The organism is Streptomyces sp. GC420, from assembly GCF_009916105.1.
In the GTDB taxonomy this organism is placed as follows: domain Bacteria; phylum Actinomycetota; class Actinomycetes; order Streptomycetales; family Streptomycetaceae; genus Streptomyces.
The window spans coordinates 1-19,100 of record NZ_JAAAXQ010000130.1 but is presented as its reverse complement, the minus strand read 5'-3'; the positions used below and the strand labels follow the sequence as shown (position 1 = coordinate 19,100).

General features: G+C 71.9%; 17 protein-coding genes. 11 read left to right on the top strand and 6 right to left on the bottom strand.

The annotated features are described in order from the left end of the window. The first annotated feature begins 8 nt into the window (after positions 1-8). The gene (locus GUY61_RS17915; protein ID WP_279576818.1) at positions 9-149 is read left to right on the top strand and encodes a LuxR C-terminal-related transcriptional regulator; all 141 of its coding nucleotides are present in this window, start codon (positions 9-11) and stop codon (positions 147-149) included. A 28-nt stretch (positions 150-177) separates the two neighbouring features. Here GUY61_RS17915 and GUY61_RS17910 read toward each other — a convergent pair whose 3' ends face one another. Continuing rightward, positions 178-1,011 (bottom strand): SDR family oxidoreductase, encoded by an 834-nt coding sequence (locus GUY61_RS17910; protein ID WP_166631186.1) that lies wholly within the window; start codon positions 1,009-1,011, stop codon positions 178-180. Then, positions 998-2,380 (bottom strand): NAD(P)/FAD-dependent oxidoreductase, encoded by a 1,383-nt coding sequence (locus GUY61_RS17905; RefSeq protein ID WP_166631185.1) that lies wholly within the window; start codon positions 2,378-2,380, stop codon positions 998-1,000. Before GUY61_RS17905 ends, GUY61_RS17910 begins: the two co-directional genes overlap by 14 nt. Positions 2,381-2,498: 118 nt before the next feature. Here GUY61_RS17905 and GUY61_RS17900 point away from each other — a divergent pair, with 118 nt between their 5' ends. Then, positions 2,499-3,188 (top strand): TetR/AcrR family transcriptional regulator, encoded by a 690-nt coding sequence (locus GUY61_RS17900; protein ID WP_166631184.1) that lies wholly within the window; start codon positions 2,499-2,501, stop codon positions 3,186-3,188. Between the two features lie 89 nt (positions 3,189-3,277). Here GUY61_RS17900 and mftM read toward each other — a convergent pair whose 3' ends face one another. The 4 genes from mftM to mdo all read right to left on the bottom strand — a co-directional run bounded on the left by mftM (position 3,278) and on the right by mdo (position 8,512). After that, positions 3,278-4,243: a mycofactocin oligosaccharide methyltransferase MftM gene (mftM, locus tag GUY61_RS17895; protein ID WP_166631183.1), complete on the bottom strand. Its 966-nt coding sequence runs from the start codon at positions 4,241-4,243 to the stop codon at positions 3,278-3,280. Continuing rightward, on the bottom strand, positions 4,240-5,787 hold the full coding sequence (locus GUY61_RS17890) for a VWA domain-containing protein (RefSeq protein ID WP_166631182.1): 1,548 nt from the start codon (positions 5,785-5,787) through the stop codon (positions 4,240-4,242). The genes mftM and GUY61_RS17890 overlap by 4 nt, the downstream gene beginning before the upstream one ends. Before the next feature lie 14 nt (positions 5,788-5,801). Next, positions 5,802-7,148, bottom strand: coding sequence for a MoxR family ATPase (locus GUY61_RS17885; RefSeq protein ID WP_166631181.1), 1,347 nt, complete (start codon positions 7,146-7,148; stop codon positions 5,802-5,804). A 71-nt stretch (positions 7,149-7,219) separates the two neighbouring features. After that, positions 7,220-8,512, bottom strand: a complete 1,293-nt coding sequence (mdo, locus tag GUY61_RS17880) for an NDMA-dependent methanol dehydrogenase (RefSeq protein ID WP_166631180.1) — start codon at positions 8,510-8,512, stop codon at positions 7,220-7,222. A 382-nt stretch (positions 8,513-8,894) separates the two neighbouring features. Here mdo and mftA point away from each other — a divergent pair, with 382 nt between their 5' ends. From mftA to GUY61_RS17835, 9 genes are all read left to right on the top strand, one after another. Then, complete coding sequence (gene mftA, locus GUY61_RS17875; RefSeq protein ID WP_208106128.1) at positions 8,895-9,020, top strand: mycofactocin precursor MftA; 126 nt, start codon at positions 8,895-8,897, stop codon at positions 9,018-9,020. Beyond that, positions 9,020-9,328 carry a mycofactocin biosynthesis chaperone MftB gene (mftB, locus tag GUY61_RS17870; RefSeq protein ID WP_166631179.1) on the top strand — a complete coding sequence of 103 codons (309 nt, stop codon included), beginning with the start codon at positions 9,020-9,022 and terminating at the stop codon, positions 9,326-9,328. The genes mftA and mftB overlap by 1 nt, the downstream gene beginning before the upstream one ends. A gap of 20 nt (positions 9,329-9,348) precedes the next feature. Continuing rightward, a complete protein-coding gene (gene mftC, locus GUY61_RS17865; protein ID WP_166631178.1) occupies positions 9,349-10,566 on the top strand; it encodes a mycofactocin radical SAM maturase in 1,218 nt (405 codons plus the stop codon). A 58-nt stretch (positions 10,567-10,624) separates the two neighbouring features. Further along, positions 10,625-11,797 carry a pre-mycofactocin synthase MftD gene (mftD, locus tag GUY61_RS17860; protein ID WP_208106127.1) on the top strand — a complete coding sequence of 391 codons (1,173 nt, stop codon included), beginning with the start codon at positions 10,625-10,627 and terminating at the stop codon, positions 11,795-11,797. A gap of 1 nt (position 11,798) precedes the next feature. After that, entirely contained in the window at positions 11,799-12,629 is an 831-nt protein-coding gene (gene mftE / locus GUY61_RS17855) for a mycofactocin biosynthesis peptidyl-dipeptidase MftE (RefSeq protein ID WP_166631176.1), read from the top strand. Continuing rightward, on the top strand, positions 12,626-13,411 hold the full coding sequence (locus tag GUY61_RS17850) for a mycofactocin-coupled SDR family oxidoreductase (RefSeq protein WP_166631175.1): 786 nt from the start codon (positions 12,626-12,628) through the stop codon (positions 13,409-13,411). Before mftE ends, GUY61_RS17850 begins: the two co-directional genes overlap by 4 nt. A 556-nt stretch (positions 13,412-13,967) precedes the next feature. Continuing rightward, entirely contained in the window at positions 13,968-15,410 is a 1,443-nt protein-coding gene (gene mftF, locus GUY61_RS17845; protein WP_313896719.1) for a mycofactocin biosynthesis glycosyltransferase MftF, read from the top strand. Positions 15,411-15,812: 402 nt separating this feature from the next. Next, positions 15,813-16,766, top strand: a complete 954-nt coding sequence (locus GUY61_RS17840; protein ID WP_166631174.1) for an SMI1/KNR4 family protein — start codon at positions 15,813-15,815, stop codon at positions 16,764-16,766. 221 nt (positions 16,767-16,987) lie between these two features. Continuing rightward, entirely contained in the window at positions 16,988-19,045 is a 2,058-nt protein-coding gene (locus GUY61_RS17835) for a discoidin domain-containing protein (protein ID WP_166631173.1), read from the top strand. The last annotated feature ends 55 nt before the right edge of the window (positions 19,046-19,100 follow it).

Here is a 19,100-nt window from a genome sequence, read left to right as displayed (position 1 = left end):
CCCGGGGCCTGAGCAACCGGGAGATCGGCGGGGAACTCTACATCTCGGAGACGACGGTGAAGTTCCACGTCCGCAACATCATGCGCAAGCTGGACGCCGGCAGTCGTGCGGAGGTCGTGTACGAGGCCAGCAAACTGGGCGTGATCTAGGGTCCGCCTCCGGGGTCCGCCTCCGGGCTCACGGGACGGGCCGGTCCTTTCGCGCCAGATAGCGCGCGTGTCCCCGCCGTCCGATCCGTTCCAGGAGCGGAATCGCCCGGTTGGACAGTCCGGGTGAGACCGCCATCAGCCGGGACACGAGGCTGTCGCCGTACGGCAGGAAGATCTCGAGACGGCGGGTGCGCAGTGCCTGTTCGTATCCGCGTACGACATCGTCCACCGAGAGGACCTTGCCCACGAAGTTGAGCATGCTTCCCCCGTTGCGTGCCTCGTGTTCGAGCATGCGGGTGTCCACGCCGCTCGGGTATATCCCGCTCACCGCCACTCCCGACCCGCGCAGTTCGGCGGACAGGGCCGCGAGGAAGGCTCTGAGGCCCGACTTGGCGGCGGAGTAGCCGGCAGAGCCGGGCAGGGCGAGGACTCCTCCCATCGATACCGTCGCCAGGATGTGTCCCGAACGGCGCCTCTTCATGACGTCGGCTGCGGCGGCGACGAGCTGGATCGTGCTCGTCAGCATGACCTCCAACTGCGCCGTCAGGTCGTCCGGACCCGTGTCGACGACATTGCCGGGGACGATGACACCGGCATTGCAGACGATGACGTCGAGCCGTTCGGCCCATTCCCCCCGGATGCGGTCGCACAGCGCCGCGACGTCCCGCCGGTCACGGGCGTCGCAGGCGACCGGCAGTGCCTCCCCGCCGGCCGCCGCCGCGGCCGCCGACGCCAGTTCGTCGTTCAGTTCCACGGTGAGCAGCTGATGACCGCGCGCGGCCAGCATGCGCGTCACACCCAGTCCGATGCCGCCTCCGGCACCGGTCACCAGGGCGAGGCGGGCCGGTTCAGTGCCTGTCATCGGCGAGTGCCCTTCCGTGGGCGCCGGTGCGCGCGGCGTCGAACATCCCCGGGGTGAGCCCGGTCCAGCCCATGCGCCTGGTGAGCGCGCGGAGGTGCTTCTTGTAGGCGCGCACCTCGACGTAGGAAGCATGACGGTCCGAGCCGATGAAGCGGATGCCGCCGGAGAGGTCGGGGCGGTCGGAGCGGATGATCCGCCGGAAACGCTCGGCGCGCTCGGGCCGGTGGCGCTGGTCGTCCAGGTACTGGGCGATGAGGTTGGCGATGTGGTCGAAGAGCGTGTAGGCGCTGGAGTTGACCTCCAGGTAGCCGAGTCCGAAGAGGTTGTGTCGTTCCCGGCTGAAGGCCGTGAGGTACATCTGGGGACGGCCGCCCTTCCAGACGAAGTGGTCGGAGGGCGCGTAGGGGATGCTCATGCGGTAACCGGTGGCGAAGACGACGAGGTCGACCTGTTCGCGGGAACCGTCGGTGAAGACGACCTCACGTCGGTCGAAGCGGTCGATTCCGGGCTTGGCCGCGATGTCGCCGTGCTGGAGGTGATGGAGCAGCTGCGTGTTGAGCAGCGGGTGCGACTCGAACAGGCGGTGGTCGGGGCGCTGGAGGCCCCAGCGGGTCACGTCGCCGATCATCACGCGCCGGACGACTCCGTAGAAGAGGCGCTCCGCCCAGATGGGCAGCCACTCCGTCTGGTCCGAGGGCCGTCCGAAGGTGTGCTTGGGAACGAAGTGGTAGCCGCGCCGGGTGCTGATGAACGCCGCGTCGGCGTTCGCCGCGGCGTCGCAGGCGATGTCGGCTCCGGAGTTGCCCAGGCCGACTATCAGTGCGCGTTTGCCGGCGAAGAGATCCGGATCGCGGTAGGCGACCGAGTGGATGACCTGTCCGTCGAACGTGCCCGGGACCTGCGGCATCTGTGGGTCCCAGGTCACACCGGTGGCACATATGACGGCTGCGGCGCGGCTCTCGCCGTTCTCGGTGCGCACCGTCCAGGTGCCGTCCGCGGCCTGCTCCACAGCGGTGACGGGGGTGTTGAAGCGGATGCCGCGCCGCAGGCCGAACTCGTCGGCGAACGTGCGGGTGTACCGCAGGATCTGTTCGCGGCTGGGGTAGTCGGCGAAGTCCTCCGGCATCGGGTGGTCGAAGAAGCCCGACTTGTCGCGGGACGAAATGAAGTGGGCCGAGCGGTACATGGGCGTGCCGGGGTTGTCGATGTCCCAGATGCCGCCCACGTCGCTGTGGCGTTCGAACTGGACGTAGGGGATGTCCAGCCGTCGCAGCGCGCGTGCGGCCGACAGTCCCGCGGGGCCGGCTCCGATGATCGCGACGGGCAGATCCCCGTCGCGGGGGGTGGGGCCGGCGGGCGTGGTGGTCATGGGCGCCTCCCTGTTGCAAGGTGGCGCGAGCCTAATTTGGTCACATGACCAAGTCAAGCGTCCGCTCAGTTCCTGGGTGCAGGCCGGCCGGGCACCGGGCTGTGGAAGGATGACCGGGATGGAGAAGTCACGGAGGAAGCGGCCCCGGGGTGAGTCCGCCCGCAGCGCCCTGATCGAGGCGGCGGTGGCCGTGGTCGAACGGGACGGTGTCGCGGCGGCGACGACCCGCCGCATCGCCGAGGAAGCGGGCCTGCCCCTCGGAACCGTTCACTACTGGTTCGCGGACAAGGACGACCTGATCCAGGCGGTCATCCACGCACTGCTGGCGGAGATGCGGGAAAACCTGTCCCGGCACGGATCGGGCACGGACACCGGCGGCCGGCTCCTCGACACCTTCGCGGCTCTCACCTCGATGGCACCGAGCCGCCAGCTCGCGTACTTCGAGCTCACGACCTACGCACTCAGAAACGCCCCGCACCGGGCACTCGCACGCGATCAGTACGCGGCCTACCGGGACACTGCCCGAGCAGGGCTGAAGCCGTGGGAACGCTACGCGGACGAGTCCCTGCCCGGAGGTTCGCCCGCCCTGGCCACGCTCCTGGTGGCGGTCTTCGACGGGCTGACCCTCGCCACGCTGGCAGACCCCTCCGAGAAGTCCACTCGTGACGCTCTCGCCCTGTTCTCGCACCTGCTCACCACCGCGGGCATCGGCGGTGACCCGGGCGACGCGGAGGACGGCGGCGGTGACCCGGGCGACGCGGGCGACGGCGTCGAAGGCACCGGCGGCACCCGCCCCGCGCCCGCCTGACGGACCACCGGGCGGACCACCGGGCGGCGGGCGCCGTCACCGCCGGCCCAGGCCCTCCGGGTCCGTCCGGGCAGGGCGGCGCCGGGGCGTCAGGCGAGGTCGAGGACCAGCCAGCCGCCGTGGTACGAGGTGACGGTGAACGGCAGGCCGGCGCGCCTGCCCAGTGCGGCGAGCTGGTCGGGGCCGAAGCACCGCACATGCCCGTACGCCGCGGTCGGTTCGTCCTCGTAGGGGACCGCCACCACGATCCGCCGCCGGGCGAGGCGGAGCGCCTCCGCCACGACGGCGTCGCCGTGCGCGGGGTCGAGGTGCTCCAGTACGTGGATGACTGTGACGGTGTCCACGGAGCGGTCCGGGAGCGGCACCCGTGCGGCGTCGCAGGCCAGTGTGGACAGGCGCGAGCCGCGGGCGCGGGCCACCGTGGCGAGCAGCCGCATGGTGCCCGGCGAGAGGTCCGAGGCGATCACGGCGCCCCGCGGCCTGTCCCGGTCGGTGCCCGGGAGGTTCGCCCTGCCGCCGTTCTCGGCGAGCATCAGGGGCAGGAAGCCGAAGCACGAGCCCACGTCGAGCACGGTGCCCGCGCCGGCCAGTTCCAGGGTCCTGCGGTACACCGGCGCGAACCCGGCGATCGACGAATGCGCGGCCGGACCGGGCGTGCGCCAGCATTCCCGTATCCGGGCCAGGGTGTTGTCGTAGAAGGTGGTCCAGGCGGGCACCGGGCCGTCCACGCACGAGCGCACCACACCGGTGAAGACCCGCTCGAAGATGTCGCTGCCGGTCAGCCATCCGGGCGCGAACAGCTCCTCGGCGAGCAGCCCGGCCAGGTCGTTGTCCAACTGCTCGGGGCGCAGCCAGTGGCCCAGTTCGACGCGCCGGCCGCGCCGGCGCAGGCTGAAGTGCTCGGTCCTGACGATCGGCCGGGGCGCCGGGACGCCGCCGAGGCGGCTCTCCCGGACGACACCGACCAGGGCGTCCGCGTACCGGCCGGGCGGGTTCTCGGCCAGCGGGTCGATGCGGCGTGCGGCGACGGCGATGCGGAGGCTGGGGACGTTCATCGCCCGGTCGCCTCCGTCGCCATCCGGTCGGCGGTGCGCCGCAGCCCTGCGAGGTCGGAGACGACCTGGACGCGGTCGCAGTACTCCGCGTAGCGCGGCAGGTCGCAGCCGCCCAGTCCCCACGAGTAGCGCGGTTCGGGCGTCAGCCAGACGGTCTCCCGCACCCTGCGCGTGATGTCCTCGAACGCCGCCACGCCGGGGGCGTTGCCGTTTCCGCGGCCGTCCCCCAGGACGAGCAGGGTCGTACGCCTGCCCAGCGCGGAGGCGTGCTCGTCCAGCAGGAGCTCGAACATCCGCCCGTAGTCGGAGTTGGCGTCCACGTCGAGCAGGCCGCCGGACGGCAGCCCGTCGAAGACCAGCCCCAGCGCCCGCTCCAGCGGGTGCTCGGTGAACAGCTCGGTGATCTCGGCAGGCTCGTCGACGAAGGCGAACGTGCGGACCTGTCCGAACAGGGACTGCAGGCCGTGCACCAGATGCAGGGTGAACCGCGCGGCGGACCGCACCGACAGGGAGACGTCCACCAGGACGACCAGCCGGGGCCTGTCCTCGGCGCGGGTGACCGTGACAGGCCGGAACGGTACGCCGTCGTAACGCATGTTGCGGCGCATGGTGCGGCCGGGGTGGACGCGGCCGCGCGGGGTGGCGCGCCTGCGGCTGGTCAGCGCCCCTTCCAGGGAGCGGCCCACCCGGCGCAGCGTCTCCTCCAGCTGCGTCCGCTCGTCCTCGTCGACGGCCTCGGCCCGGGCCCGTTCGGCTGTCGCGGCGGACTCCACGGCCACCGACCGGAGTTCGGCCAGCCGGTCGAGGTGCCGGGCCAGCAGTTCGGGCAGTTCGCCGATGATCCCCGCCAGGCGGCGGCGCAGCGCGGCGTGTTCGGGATCTTCGCCGGGGTCCCCGGAATCGCCGGAGCCGTCCGGCGGCCGGCCGGGCGGGACGTGGTGCTCCGCGACGCTCAGCTCCGTGCCGACCCGCTGTCCCGTCGCCGCCGCCAGCTCTCCGGGCGCCCCGGGAGCGTGCAGCCGCTCCGTCTCCAGCTGGACGGACGGACCGCGGTCGCGGTCGCCGGCGCCGCCGTCCTCGGACAGGACGATCTCGTCGGTCATCGAGGCCAGGTCGATCTTGTTGGCCTCCTGGTGCAGGTTGTACTGCTGCGCCAGGTCCTGCTGGTCGAAGAAGTCACGGATGTCGGCGGGCTTGCCGTGGCTGTGGCCCTGCTGAGGGGTCTGCGAGGGCTCCTCGGAGACGGTGAACGACTCCAGTTCGCCGGTGTCGGCCAGATCGTCGTGCTCATGGCTGTGGCCATGGCCTCCGGACCGGCCGCCCACCGGGCTCAGGGAGAAGAAGGCGGTGAACAGCTCGTCGAACAGCGCGTGGTCGCGCCGGTCCTTCACCAGCGTCATGCGCAGCGCCTCGCGCAGGGTTCCGGGCCCGCCCAGCATGCCGGGCTGGGCGGCGCCGCGCATGGCGTCCATGGTCTCCGACACCGACACCCTCAGTCCGTACAGCCGCAGGATGCGGACGAAGCGGTGCACTCCGGCTTCCATTCGCCCCACCCCTGTCAGTCGGTTCGGCGCCGGGCGATCGCGGCGAAGGAGCGGGCTCCCTGGCCGGCGCCGGGGGTGGCGCGGTGCGTGGGGCCCGGCCCGGGTGCGCCGTAGTAGCCCTCGTCGTGGCGGCCCTGCCGGTCCTTGTCCGCCCGCACGGCACGCCCGTCGGGGCCGTCCGGCCCTTCGGAACCGCCCTGCGGTGTGTGGCCGGCGTCGTGGCCGGCGTCATGGTCGTGGTGGTGGCTGTGGTGGTCGTGACCGTGCCGGCCATGACCGTGTCCGTCGTGGGTGTGTCCGTCGTGGGTGTGTCCGCCGCGGTGGGGGCCGGGCTCGGGCAGCGTGCGGTTGGGGTCGACCAGGCCCGGCAGCACGTCCAGCGCGCGGTGCAGGTCCCGCTCGTACTTGAGGACGACGTTGGCCGTGTCGGCGAGCACCTCCGGATCGAGTTCCTCCACGCCCAGCACGGCGAGGGTACGGGCCCAGTCGACGGTCTCGGAGATGCTCGGGCTCTTGCGCAGCGGCAGCTCCCGCAGCCCGCGCACCACCGACACCAGGTGGCGGGCGGTCGCCTCGGACAGCCCGGTCTCCTTGGAGCGCAGGATCTCCAGCTCGCGCTCCGCGTCCGGGTAGTCCAGGAACAGGTGCAGGCAGCGGCGCTTGACCGCGGCGGACAGGTCACGGGTGTTGTTGGAGGTGAGAACCACGTAGGGCGGGATCTTCGCGGTGTACGTACCCACCTCGGGCACGGACACCTGGTACTCGGCCAGGCACTCGAGCAGGACCGCCTCGAGCGCCTCGTCGGCCCGGTCGACCTCGTCGATCAGCAGCACCGCCGGCTGCTCGCCGCGCACCGCGTCCAGCAGCGGCCTCGGGGCGAGGAAGCGGTCGGAGAAGAACACGCTGTCCTGTTCCTCGATCCGCCGCACGGCCGCGCCCAGGTCGGGAGCGTCGGCGGTGAGGTCGCCGATCTTGTCCCGCAGCATCTGCGTGTACAGCAGCTGCTTGCCGTAGTCCCACTCGTACAGCGCCCGGCTCTCGTCCTGGCCCTCGTAGCACTGAAGGCGCAGCAGCCGGCGCCCGGTCGCGGCCGCGAGCGTCTTCGCCAGCTCGGTCTTGCCGACCCCGGCCGGGCCCTCCAGCAGCACCGGCTTGTCCAGACGGGTGAGCAGGAAGACGGTCGTGGCGAGCCGGCGGTCGGTGATGTAGCCGTGCTCGGCGAACCGCTCGGCAACCTCGTCGACCGAGGCGAACTCCTGCTGTGGCTGCTGCTGTCGCTCCTTCGATTGCTCCTGGCGTGGCTCCTGCCGTGCTGTGTCCTGGGGGTCGTCGGGGTGGGTCGGGGTGTGCGTGTGCGGCACGGCTCCTCCGTGGAAGAAGTGCGGGAGTCGGGGTGGGGGCGGCGGCTCCGCCCCCACCCCGCGCGGATCGCTCAGCCGAGCAGGTCGTCCAGGTCGCCGGTCATGCAGTGCTCGACCACGGGCCGGACGGTCTCGAACGTGCACTCCTTGGCGTTGCCGGGCGTGCAGGCGTCACCGAGGACGTGGTGGGTGATCCGGTCGACGTCCGCGGCGTCGCCCCTGATCTCCCCGGCCCGCTCGTAGAACTTCGTCGGGCCCTGGCCGAGCCGGTTCTTGGAGTAGGTGTCCTGCCGGACGTCGGTGAACTTCTCCGGAATGCCGACGTCGCGCAGCAGCCGGATTCCCGCCGCGAGCGCGGCCTCGGCGGCCCGGACCTTCGTCATGCCGTGCGTGTCCACCCCCATCGCCTCGGCGATGTCGGCGAACCGCTCGTACTGGGCGGGCATGTTGAACGCCCAGACCCGGGGCAGCGCGATGGCGTTGTTGAGGCCGTGGTGGGTGTCGTAGAACGCGCTGACCGCGTGCGAGATGGAGTGGATGATGCCGAGGCCGCCGGAGTTGAACGCCTGCGCCGCGATGTACTGCGCGTACATCATGCCCTCACGGCCGGCCAGGTCCTGGCCGTTCCACACCGCCTGGCGCAGGTGACGTGCGGTCAGCTTGATGGCCTGGAGTGAATTGCCCAGGGACGGCTGAAAGTTGAGCCGTGACACATACGGTTCGGAGGCGTGCGCGAGTACGTCGAAGCCGCACTGCGCGGTGTAGTCCAGCGGGCAGTCGTAGTACAGCGTAGGGTCGTCGATGGCGAGCGAGGCCACGGACGCGTCGTCGAATGCGACGTACTTGTGCGGGTTGTCCGGGTCGGTGGTGGTGTCCGTGATGACGTACGCCCACGAGGTCTCCGAGCCGGTGCCGGCCGTGGTGGAGACGGCGATGTGGGGCGGGTTCTTCGGGTTCTCCGACTTGTTGAAGCCCTCGAAGTCATTGACGTTGCGGCCGTCGTGCGCCACCGAGATCCGGGCGCCCTTGCAGGCGTCGTGCGCGGAGCCGCCGCCGATGGACACGAAGGAGTCGCACTTGTTCTCCTGGTACAGCGCCACGGCGTCCATGACGTTGTAGTCCTTGGGATTCGACTCCACCTTGTCGTAAAGGACCACCTCGAGCCCGTGGTACTTCATCGACTCGACGATCCTGTGCACGGTGTCGCTGCCGCGCAGCCCCGTGGTCATCACCAGCGTGCGCCGGAAGCCGAGTTTCTTGGCCTCGGGACCGATCAGCTCGTGCGCGCCCGGGCCCATCAGAGCCCGGGGGAAGGGGTGGAACTCCTTGATCGGAAACGGCTTGAGTAGTTCTTCGACCTGCATGATCGCGACTGTCCTCTCCGCGCGGTGGGCCGCGCGTACTGCGGCGACTGCTTCTTTGCCGGCGGCGCAGATGTCCGGATGGATCACGGACGTGCCGGGCGTTCGTGGCGTGTCTCACCCTCCGCCGACCGGGCCGCGCGGCGATACCGATCACCCGGGCGGCAGCCGGGCGCGAACGGACGGGCAGCCCCCTGTCCGATCGGACAGGGGCGTGCGCCGGACCGCGCCGCGGCGGTGGCGCACCTGTCCGACCGGACAGGGCGAGTGCGGCCGGAAGCATGGCGAGACACGTGAGCGGCCCGCCCTAACGTCGTTACCGGAGCGGTCGCCGCGCTGCCGAGGACCGCCCCTCTCAACTCCCCCACCCAACAGGAGGTTCGCCATGCGAGACGAAATCCGTGACGTCGAGCGGCACATCGACACCCCCCAGACCGTCACGGCCGAGGACCTCACCGAGGAAGTCCTCGTGGAAGAGGTCTCCATCGACGGCATGTGCGGCGTCTACTGATGCCCGCCGACAGCCCCGCCCCGTTCTCCCCTGCGGCCCCGTCGGCCCTGGCGTTCGACGTGACCCGGGCCTACCGGCTGAACCCCTGCGTCGCGCTGCGTCCCGAACCGTTCGGCGCGCTCGCCTACCACTTCGGCACCCGCCGGCTGTCGTTCCTGAAGGCGCCCGGACTGGTCGATCTCGTCCGGGGACTGGAACGGCACCCCAGCGCCGGGGACGCCCTGGCCGGCGTCCCCGGCGTCCGGCGGGCGGCCCTCCTGCGCGCGCTGGCCTCGCTGGCCGCCACCGAAATGATCGTCCCCCTGTGAAGCGGAACCGGAGTGCGGCGATGACGACCACCCTCAGCGACTCCACGCGGGCCGAGCCCGTGCCCGCGCTCGTCGAACAGTTCAAAGGAGGCCTGAACGCCCCGATCTGCCTGACCTGGGAGTGGACGTACGCGTGCAACCTGTCCTGCGCCCACTGCCTGTCCTCTTCCGGGCGGCGTGACCCCCGGGAGCTGTCCACCGGCGAGATGAAGTCCGTGATCGACGAACTCCGGCGGATGCAGGTGTTCTACGTCAATGTCGGCGGCGGAGAGCCGACGGTGCGCCCGGACTTCTGGGAGCTGCTGGACTACGCGGTGGACCACCAGGTCGGGGTGAAGTTCTCCACGAACGGGCTGCGGCTGACGCCCGGGCGGGCACGCCGGCTGGCCGCGACCGACTACGTCGACGTGCAGATCTCCCTCGACGGAGCGACCCGGGAGGTCAACGACGCGGTCCGCGGCGCCGGTTCGTACGACATGGCGGTGCGCGCCATGGAGAATCTCGCCGCCGCCGGCTTCACCGGTTTCAAGATCTCCGTAGTGATGACCCGTCAGAATGTGTCACAGCTGGACGACTTCGCGGCCATCGCCGACCGCTACGGGGCTCAGCTGCGCATCACCCGGCTGCGGCCGTCCGGTCGTGGCGCCGACGTGTGGGACGAACTGCATCCCACCGCGGGGCAGCAGCACGAGATCTACAACTGGCTCGTCGGGCACGGCGACCGCATACTCACCGGGGACTCGTTCTTCCACCTCAACGCACTGGGCCCGGCACCGATCCCCGGCCTGAACCTGTGCGGGGCGGGACGGGTGGTGTGCCTCATCGACCCGGTGGGCGACGTCTACGCCTGCCCGTTCGCGATCCACGACGCCTTCAGGGCGGGCACCGTCCGTGCGCCGGGAGGTTTCGAGCGGGTCTGGCGGGACTCGGAGCTCTTCGCGGATCTCCGCCGGCCCTCCTCCGCAGGTGCCTGCGCGGGCTGCTCGGCGTACGACGTCTGCCAGGGCGGCTGCATGGCCGCGAAGTTCTTCACGGGTCTGCCCCTGGACGGCCCGGACCCGGAATGCGTCAAGGGCCACGGCGAGGCGGCACTGCGGTCCGCGGACCGCGCAGGGCTGCCGCGGCAGGGCAACGACCACTCGCACCGGACCGTGCCGCTCGGCATGCCCGCCGTGCGGGTGAGCCGTCCTGACCGCCTCTGCGACGAGAGCCCGCTGGCCGGGCTGGAGCCGAAGTGACGGGCCGCCGAGGAGAACGTGCGTCGCGGACGAGTGAGAACGAGGAAGAAGGATGGTCATGAGCGGATGGTTCGAAACCGTGGCGGAGGCCCAGCGACTGGCCGGGAAGCGGCTGCCGAAGTCCGTGTACAGCGCGTTGCTCGCCGGCTCGGAACGCGGCGTGTCCTACGACGACAACACCAAGGCGTTCACCGAACTGGGATTCGCTCCGCACGTCGCCGGCCTGTCCGGCAAGCGGGACCAGGCGACGACGGTCATGGGCGAGCAGATCTCGCTGCCCGTGCTCATCTCCCCGACCGGCGTACAGGCGGTGCATCCCGACGGCGAGGTCGCGGTGGCCCGCGCGGCCGCGGCCCGGGGAACGGCGATGGGGCTCAGCTCCTTCGCCAGTAAACCGCTGGAGGAGGTGGTCGCGGCCAACCCGCTGACGTTCTTCCAGATGTACTGGATGGGCAGCAAGGACGCGATGCTGCGCCGGATGGAGCACGCCCGCACGGCCGGGGCCAGAGGACTGATCGTCACCCTCGACTGGTCGTTCTCGCACGGCCGCGACTGGGGCAGTCCCGCGATCCCGGAGCGGCTCGACCTCAGGGCGATGGCACGGTTCGCGCCCGAGGCACTGCTGCGGCCGCGCTGGCTGCTGGACTTCGCCAGGTCCCGGCGCCTGCCGGACCTGACGACGCCCAACCTCGCCGATCCGGGGAAGGACGCGCCCACCTTCTTCGGCGCCTACGGCGAGTGGATGCAGACCCCGCCGCCCTCCTGGGAGGACGTGCGCTGGCTGCGCGAGCAGTGGGACGGGCCGTTCCTGCTGAAGGGCGTGTGCCGGGTCGACGACGCCCGGCGCGCGGTGGACGCCGGGGTCACCGCGATCTCGGTGTCCAACCACGGCGGGAACAACCTGGACACGACCCCGGCCCCGATCCGTGCCCTGCCGGCCGTCGCGGACGCGGTGGGCGACCGGATCGACGTCCTGCTCGACGGGGGCGTCCGCAGGGGCAGCGACGTCGTCAAGGCGCTGGCACTCGGCGCGAAGGCGGTGATGATCGGCCGCGCCTACCTCTGGGGCCTGGCGGCGGGCGGGCAGAGCGGCGTGGAGAACGTCCTCGAAATTCTGCGCGGCGGCATCGACTCCGCCCTGCTGGGGCTGGGCCGCTCGTCCGTCCGGGAACTGACCCGCGACGACGTGCTCGTCCCCCCGGGGTTCACCCGGGATCTGGGCGCGGTCTGACATGGACGCCGCCCCCGGTCAACGCCGCCCCGGCCACAGCCGGCCCGGTCCCGCGGCGGACACGCGCGAGCGACTCGTCCCGGCGGCCGTTCTCGCGGACCTCGCCTGGCCCGACCTGACGGACCGCCGGCCGCTGGTGCTGCTGCCGCTCGGGTCCTGCGAACAGCACGGCCCGCACCTCCCGCTGCACACCGACACCGAGGTGGCCTCAGCCGTCGCCGGGCGGGCAGCCGCCCGGCTCGGGGAGGAGATGGACCTGGTCGTCGCCCCCGAGCAGTCCTACGGCGCGAGCGGCGAGCACGAGGGCTTCCCCGGCACGGTGTCCATCGGTCACGCCGCGCTGCGGCTGCTGATCACGGAGATCGGCCGCTCGGCACTGCGCTGGGCGGGCCGCCTGCTGGTGGTGAACGGCCACGGCGGCAACCTGGCGAGCCTGGCCGGAGCGGTGGCCGGGCTTCGCGAGGAGGGCCGCGACGTGGCCTGGTGGCCCTGCGCCCCGCCCGGTGCCGACGCGCACGCGGGCCGCGCCGAGACCTCCATGATGCTGCGGCTGCGGCACGGGACCGTACGCGTCGGACGGGCCGTCGCCGGGCCGACCGACCCGGTTCACCGGCTGATGGACCGGCTGGTCACCGAGTCCGTCCGGGGCGTCAGCCCGTGCGGTGTCCTCGGCGACCCGGCCGGGGCCGGGGCGGACGAGGGCGAGGAACTGCTCGGCCGGATGGCGGACCGCCTCGCCGACGACATCCGCGCCTGGCGGATCTCCGGGCGCGGACGGCTCGGCCGGCCGTCCGGGCGGCAAGTCACCGCCCGGACGGGGGCGCGGCGATGACCGGCCGGAGGGTCGCCGTCGTCACCGGTGCCGCGCGCGGAATCGGGGCCGCGACCGTACGGCGACTGGCCGGGGACGGCTGGGCCGTCGTCGCCGTGGACCGCTGCGCCGACGAGCCGGGCGTGCCGTATCCGCTGGCCACACCCGACGAACTGGCCGCTCTGGAGGAGGAGTTCCCCGATGTACTGGCTCTCCGCGCGGACGTGAGGGACGCGGCGGCGCTGCACACCGCCGTGGAGACGGCCGAGTCCGCGTTCGGCGGACTCGACGCGGCCGTGGGCGCGGCGGCCGTGATACTCGGCGGGGGCCCGGTGTGGGAGCACACCGACGCCCAGTGGCGGACCCTGCTCGACATCGACCTCATGGGCGTGGCGAACCTGGCGCGCGCCGCCGTACCCGCGCTGCTGCGCAGGCCACGGCCCCGGCACGGCAGGTTCGTCGCCCTCGCCTCGGCCGCCGCGCACCGCGGACTGTGGGGGCTCGGGGCCTACTGCGCGGCCAAGCACGCGGTGGTCGGCCTGCTCCGCGGCCTCGCCTGCGACCTGCGGGACACCGGCGTGAACGCGCTCGCGGTGTCCCCGGGCGCGACACAGACGGACATGCTGCACGCCACGGCGGACCTGTACGGGCTTTCCGACGCCGGGCAACTGGCCGACCGGCACCTGGTCGGAAGGCCACTGCGGCCGGAGGAGGTGGCCGCCGCGGTGGCCTGGGCCTGCTCGGCCGAGTCCTTCGCTCTCACCGGCTCCGTACTCCGCGCGGACGGGGGGTTGACGGCTTGATGGCTTCTTGCCGGGGATGTGGACGAGGTCGGGTTGACTCGATCGCGTGGTGGTCTGCTTGCGGGCTTGCGGTGTGCTGGGCTGTTCGGGCTTCGGTGATCGTGCGATCCGGCACGGCGGGTACGGCGCCTGGAGGCACCCCCGGCGGTAGCCGGGGGATTGCGGGGGCCCGCCCCACCGGAGTGATGGTTCGGGGCCTCCCCGTCGCCTCCGGCCGTATCCGTCCGGCAGGGTCGCGAGGGAACCGGCCTCCCGGGACCGGACCACGGACGGGATCCGTCTCGCCGCCCCGGGGCCGAGTACGCCGGGGACCATTGCGCCCAGGACCGTTCGGGGCGCGCGGCTGCACGGGCTCACTCCTGCTCAGTCTTCAGAAACGGGTCACCGCATGAGACTGTTCGGACGACCGAGACGCACGCCCCCACCGGGCGACCCGTCACCCGTCGGCACGCCGCCGGAGGCGATGTCGCCGGGCGGAAGCACGCCGCGGGCCGCATCACCCGCCGGGGCTCCCCCGCAATCCCCACCACCGGACGGGGTGGCGCGGTGTCTCGCGGTGCCGGTTCCGCCGGACGCTCCGCTGCCGCGTGGCTTCGTGGTCGAACTCGCCACCGACACGCACCGGTCGCGCGACGGACGGCTCATGCTGGGCGGCTCGCCGCCCCGCCTGGTGCGGCTGAGCACCAGGGCGGTCCGCCTGCTGCCCGACGGCAGACTCACCGTCACCGACCCGGCCGGCGCCGCCCTCGCCCGCAGGCTGCTGGACACCGGCGTGGCGCACCCGCGGCCCCTCCTGCCGCCGGTCGGCGACACCACGGTCGTGATCCCCGTCCGTGACCGTGCCGACCAGCTGGACCGGCTGCTGGCCGCGCTGCGCGCCGACCCGTCGGCCCCGGATTTGCCGGTCCTGGTGGTGGACGACGGCTCCCGGGACCCGGCGGCCCTCGCCCGGGCGGCGCGTCGGCACCGCGCGCGGCTGCTCGTCCATCCGCGCAACCTCGGTCCCGCCGAGGCGCGCAACACCGGACTGCGCCACGCCCGCACACCGTTCGTGGCGTTCTGCGACTCCGACATCGTGCCGGAACCGGGCTGGCTGGCGCCGCTGCTGGCCCAGTTCAGCGATCCGGCGGTCGCCCTCGTCGCGCCCCGGGTGGTCGCGCTGCCCGTGCGCGCACCACGCCTCCTGGACCGGTACGAGGAAGTGCGCTCCCCACTCGACATGGGGCCGAAGGAGGGACCCGTCAGGCCGCTGTCCGCGCTGTCCTACGTGCCCAGCGCCACCATCGTGGTCCGCCGGTCCGCGGTCGGCGCGGGCTTCGTTCCCGCCATGCGCGTCGGTGAGGACGTCGATCTGTGCATGCGGCTGCACGAGGCGGGCTGGCGGCTGCGGTACGTACCAGAGTCACGTGTGGGCCACCGGCACCGCACGGACCTGCGCAGCTGGCTCGCCCAGCGGGCGGGATACGGCACCGGTGCCGCCGATCTCGCGCTGCGGCATCCCGGGCAGGTACCGCCGTTGTACGCCGCGCCATGGTCGCTGGCCGCCTGCGCGCTGCTGCTGTCCGGCAGGCCTCTGCCGGCAGCCTTGGCCACGGCGCTGACCGGGACGACGGCGGGGCGGCTGGCGCGGCGCATGCCCGACGCCGACTCGCCCGTCCGCGCGGGGACCCTGCTGTCCCTCGCCGCACTGGGCGGCACCGCCGTGCAGTTGCTGCGCTGCGCCACCCGGCATCACTGGCCGGTCGCGGTGGCCGCAGCCGTCGTGAGCCGTCGTGCGCGGTACGGTCTGGCCGCCGCCGCCCTCGTCGAGGGCCTGGCCGACCACCACCGCTCGGGCTCCTCGCTCGGGCCGGTCGCGCACACGGTGGTCCGCCGCCTCGACGACCTCGCCTACGGCTGGGGCGTGTGGCAGGGCGCGGTGCGCCGCAGGACGGCCGCCCCGCTGATGCCGCGCATCGCGCTGCGGGCGCGGGAGCGTTTCCTCCGGGAGGACGCCTGAGGGAGGCTCTGGGGGAGGCCGCTCCGGGACCGCCGGTACCGGAGGCGGACCCGGTACCGGACGTGGACCCGGTACCGGACCCGAGGCAGGATCGGCTCGTGATCGACGCCCCCTCGCCGCGCCGTGAGGCTGCCACGTCATCAAGGAGGCACCGTCCGGCGAAGCGCCAGAAACGCGGCCGGAGCCGCGTGTTCCGCATAACGGTGGCGCCGCTCGACACCCCTGCCGGGGTGGAAGGCGTGCACCATCGCTCACCGGCCCGCGCCCAGCGGTGGATGACCACACCCTCCGCACGACAGGACGCCCACACCACCCGCCGGTGAGCGCGGGCGTCCTACTGTGTCAGGGGCATCGCCTGCCAGGGGTGCCGCCCTCCATCCGACCAGCAAGGAGCACCATGCTGTGAAGGTCGAAATCCAGCCGGACGTACGCGACATCGCCGCCCAGTTGGGGGCAAGCGTTCCCTATGCGCTGAAGGCCCTGGCCGGCCGGCTGGCCGACGACCCTGACATGGGCCGGCCCTCGGGGCTGCCCGGCATCCTGACCGTGACGGTCGACGGCGACATGTTCGATGACTGCCCCGACCTGTCCGTCGGCTACATCCGCGAGCCGGACCGGATCGAGATCCGGTTCCTGAGAGCGGCCCCCTCCACCGCGCCCTCCACGGACGCCCGTGATCAGGAGCAGGAGCAGGGCCGAGACCAGGACCGGCCTGCCGACCCTGCCACCGCCGCGGTCACCGTACGGGAGGTCGCCGATGCCTGGCGGCGCATCACCGGCTGGCTCAAGCACAACGCCCCCGACTCCTACGCCGCGCTCCGCGCCGGCGCCGGCCCCGCCGCCATCGCCGCCCTGGAACGGGACCTCGGCATCCGGATCCCCGTCGAGCTGCGCGTCCTGTGGCTGCTGACGGCGGGCGACGACGGGGGCGGTGGCTGGGGATGCCTTCCGAGCAACAGAGCCCTGATGACCCTGGACGCCGTGGCCGCCGTCTACCGGCTGATGATGGACGCCCAGGCCCGCGAGGACGACCTCAACGCCGACCGTTCCGAAGACGACCGGATCACCGTGTGGAAGCCCACCTGGATACCGGTTGTCTCCCACGGCGCGGCTGACAGCACTTCGGGCCTGTACCTGGACGCCGCGACCGGTTACCTGGGCCGCTGGTCCCGCTGCGACGAAGGCCCCGGCGAAGAACTCGACACGCTGGTCACCTACCTGGAAGAGGCTGCCGACATGCTCGAAGCCCCGGCCCTGGCCACGCGGGACAGGCCCGGCCTGATCGGTGGGGCGCTGGTGTGGGGCAGCAGACTCGACCCCGCGCAGGAAGACCGGTGGCAGCCCCTGACCGGCTGACCACCGTCGCCGGCGGAGGTACGGGACTCGTACAGCACGCGGGGCCGCGACTTGCCGTGCGCAACATCAGGTCATCCGTCCCGGACTCTTGACTCCGGTTGCGACTGTCGGGATTCTCGTCCCACCATTTGCGCGCTCATGACAAAAGGAGCTCGGTCCGGGCCCCTGCTCCGGCTCATCGACCGCGCCACCGGCCCACCACCCAGACGTGAGTGATGACCATGACTCGATCCCCCCACCGCAGACGCAGGTCCATCACAGTTCTCTCCGTGCTCCTCGCCGTAATGACCTTGATGCTGGGCCCCGCGCCCGGCTCATCGGCCGAGTCCGGCTGGTGGATCCCGGCCGCGCGGCCCGCGCCGGACTCCGGGATCAATGTGACGGGCGAGCCCTTCACGGGGACCGGCCCGCAGGGAGAAGTGCGCGGATTCGTCGACGCCCACAACCACCTGATGTCCAACGAGGCCTTCGGCGGCCGGCTCATCTGCGGCAAGCCGTTCTCGGAGCTCGGGGTCGCGGACGCCCTCAAGGACTGTCCCGAGCACTACCCCGACGGCTCGCTCGCGGTCTTCGACTTCATCACCAAGGGCGGTGACGGCAAGCACGATCCGACCGGGTGGCCGACGTTCAAGGACTGGCCGGCCCACGACTCGCTGACCCATCAGCAGAACTACTACGCCTGGGTCGAGCGGGCCTGGCGCGGGGGTCAGCGCGTGCTCGTCAACGACCTCGTCACCAACGGCGTGATCTGCTCCGTCTACTTCTTCAAGGACCGCAGCTGCGACGAGATGACCTCCATCCGCCTGCAGGCGCAGAAGACGTACGACATGCAGGCCTACATCGACAAGATGTACGGCGGCACGGGCAAGGGCTGGTTCAGGATCGTCACCGACAGCGCCCAGGCGCGCGAGGTGATACGGCAGGGCAAGCTGGCCGTCGTCCTGGGGGTCGAGACGTCGGAGCCCTTCGGCTGCAAGCAGATTCTCGACATCGCGCAGTGCGACAGGGACGACATCGACCGCGGCCTGGACGAGCTGCACAAGCTGGGCGTGCGCAGCATGTTCCTGTGCCACAAGTTCGACAACGCCCTGTGCGGCGTACGTTTCGACGAGGGTGCCCTCGGCACGGCCATCAACGTGGGCCAGTTCCTGTCGACCGGCACCTTCTGGAAGACGGAGAAGTGCACGGGCCCTCAGCACGACAACCCCATCGGCATCGCGTCGGCGCCGAACGCCGAGGCGGAACTCCCGCAGGGCGTCGAGGTCCCGGCGTACGACTCGGACGCACGGTGCAACACCCGCGGTCTCACCGAACTCGGTGAGTACGCCGTGCGCGGGATGATGAAGCGCAAGATGATGCTCGAGGTCGACCACATGAGCGTGAAGGCCACCGGCCGGGCCCTCGACATCCTCGAGTCCGAGTCGTACCCGGGTGTTCTGTCGTCCCACAGCTGGATGGACCTGAACTGGACCGAGCGGGTATACCGCCTCGGTGGGTTCATCGCCCAGTACATGCACGGCGCGGAGGACTTCGGCGCCGAGGCGGACCGCACGGACGCACTGCGCGACAAGTACGGCGTCGGGTACGGCTACGGCACGGACATGAACGGTGTCGGCGGCTGGCCGGCCCCGCGCGGCACCGACACCGCGAACCCCGTGCGGTATCCCTTCCGCAGTGCCGACGGGAGCGCCGTCATCGACAGGCAGACCACCGGTGAGCGCACCTGGGACATCAACACCGACGGCGCCGCCCACTACGGGCTCGTTCCGGACTGGCTGGAGGACGTACGGCTCGTCGCCGGGCAGGGCGTGGTCGACGACCTCTTCCGGGGCGCCGAGTCCTACCTGACCACGTGGGAGGGGTCCGAGGACCACAGGGCCGGAACCGATCTCGCCGCCGGGGCACCCGCCTCGGCCAGTTCGTCGGAGTGGAATCCGTTCACGAGCTACGCACCGGGCAGGGCCGTGGACGGCGACACGGACACCCGCTGGGCGAGCGACTGGAGCGACGACCAGTGGCTGCGGATCGACCTCGGGACCACGAGCCTCGTCAAGCGCGTCACCCTCGACTGGGAGCGTGCGTACGGGAAGGCCTACCGCATCGAGGTCTCCACCGACGGCTCCGCCTGGCAGCCGGTGTGGTCCACGACCACCGGTGACGGCGGCCTGGACACGGCCCGGTTCACGGGTGTGCCGGCCCGCTATGTGCGTGTCCACGGGCTGGAGCGCGGCACCGAGTGGGGCTACTCCCTGCGGGAAGTCGGCGTCTTCGGCGGCTGACGGCACCGAGCCGGTGCCCGCGGGGCCGGGGCCGGCCGGATCAGGATTCCTGATC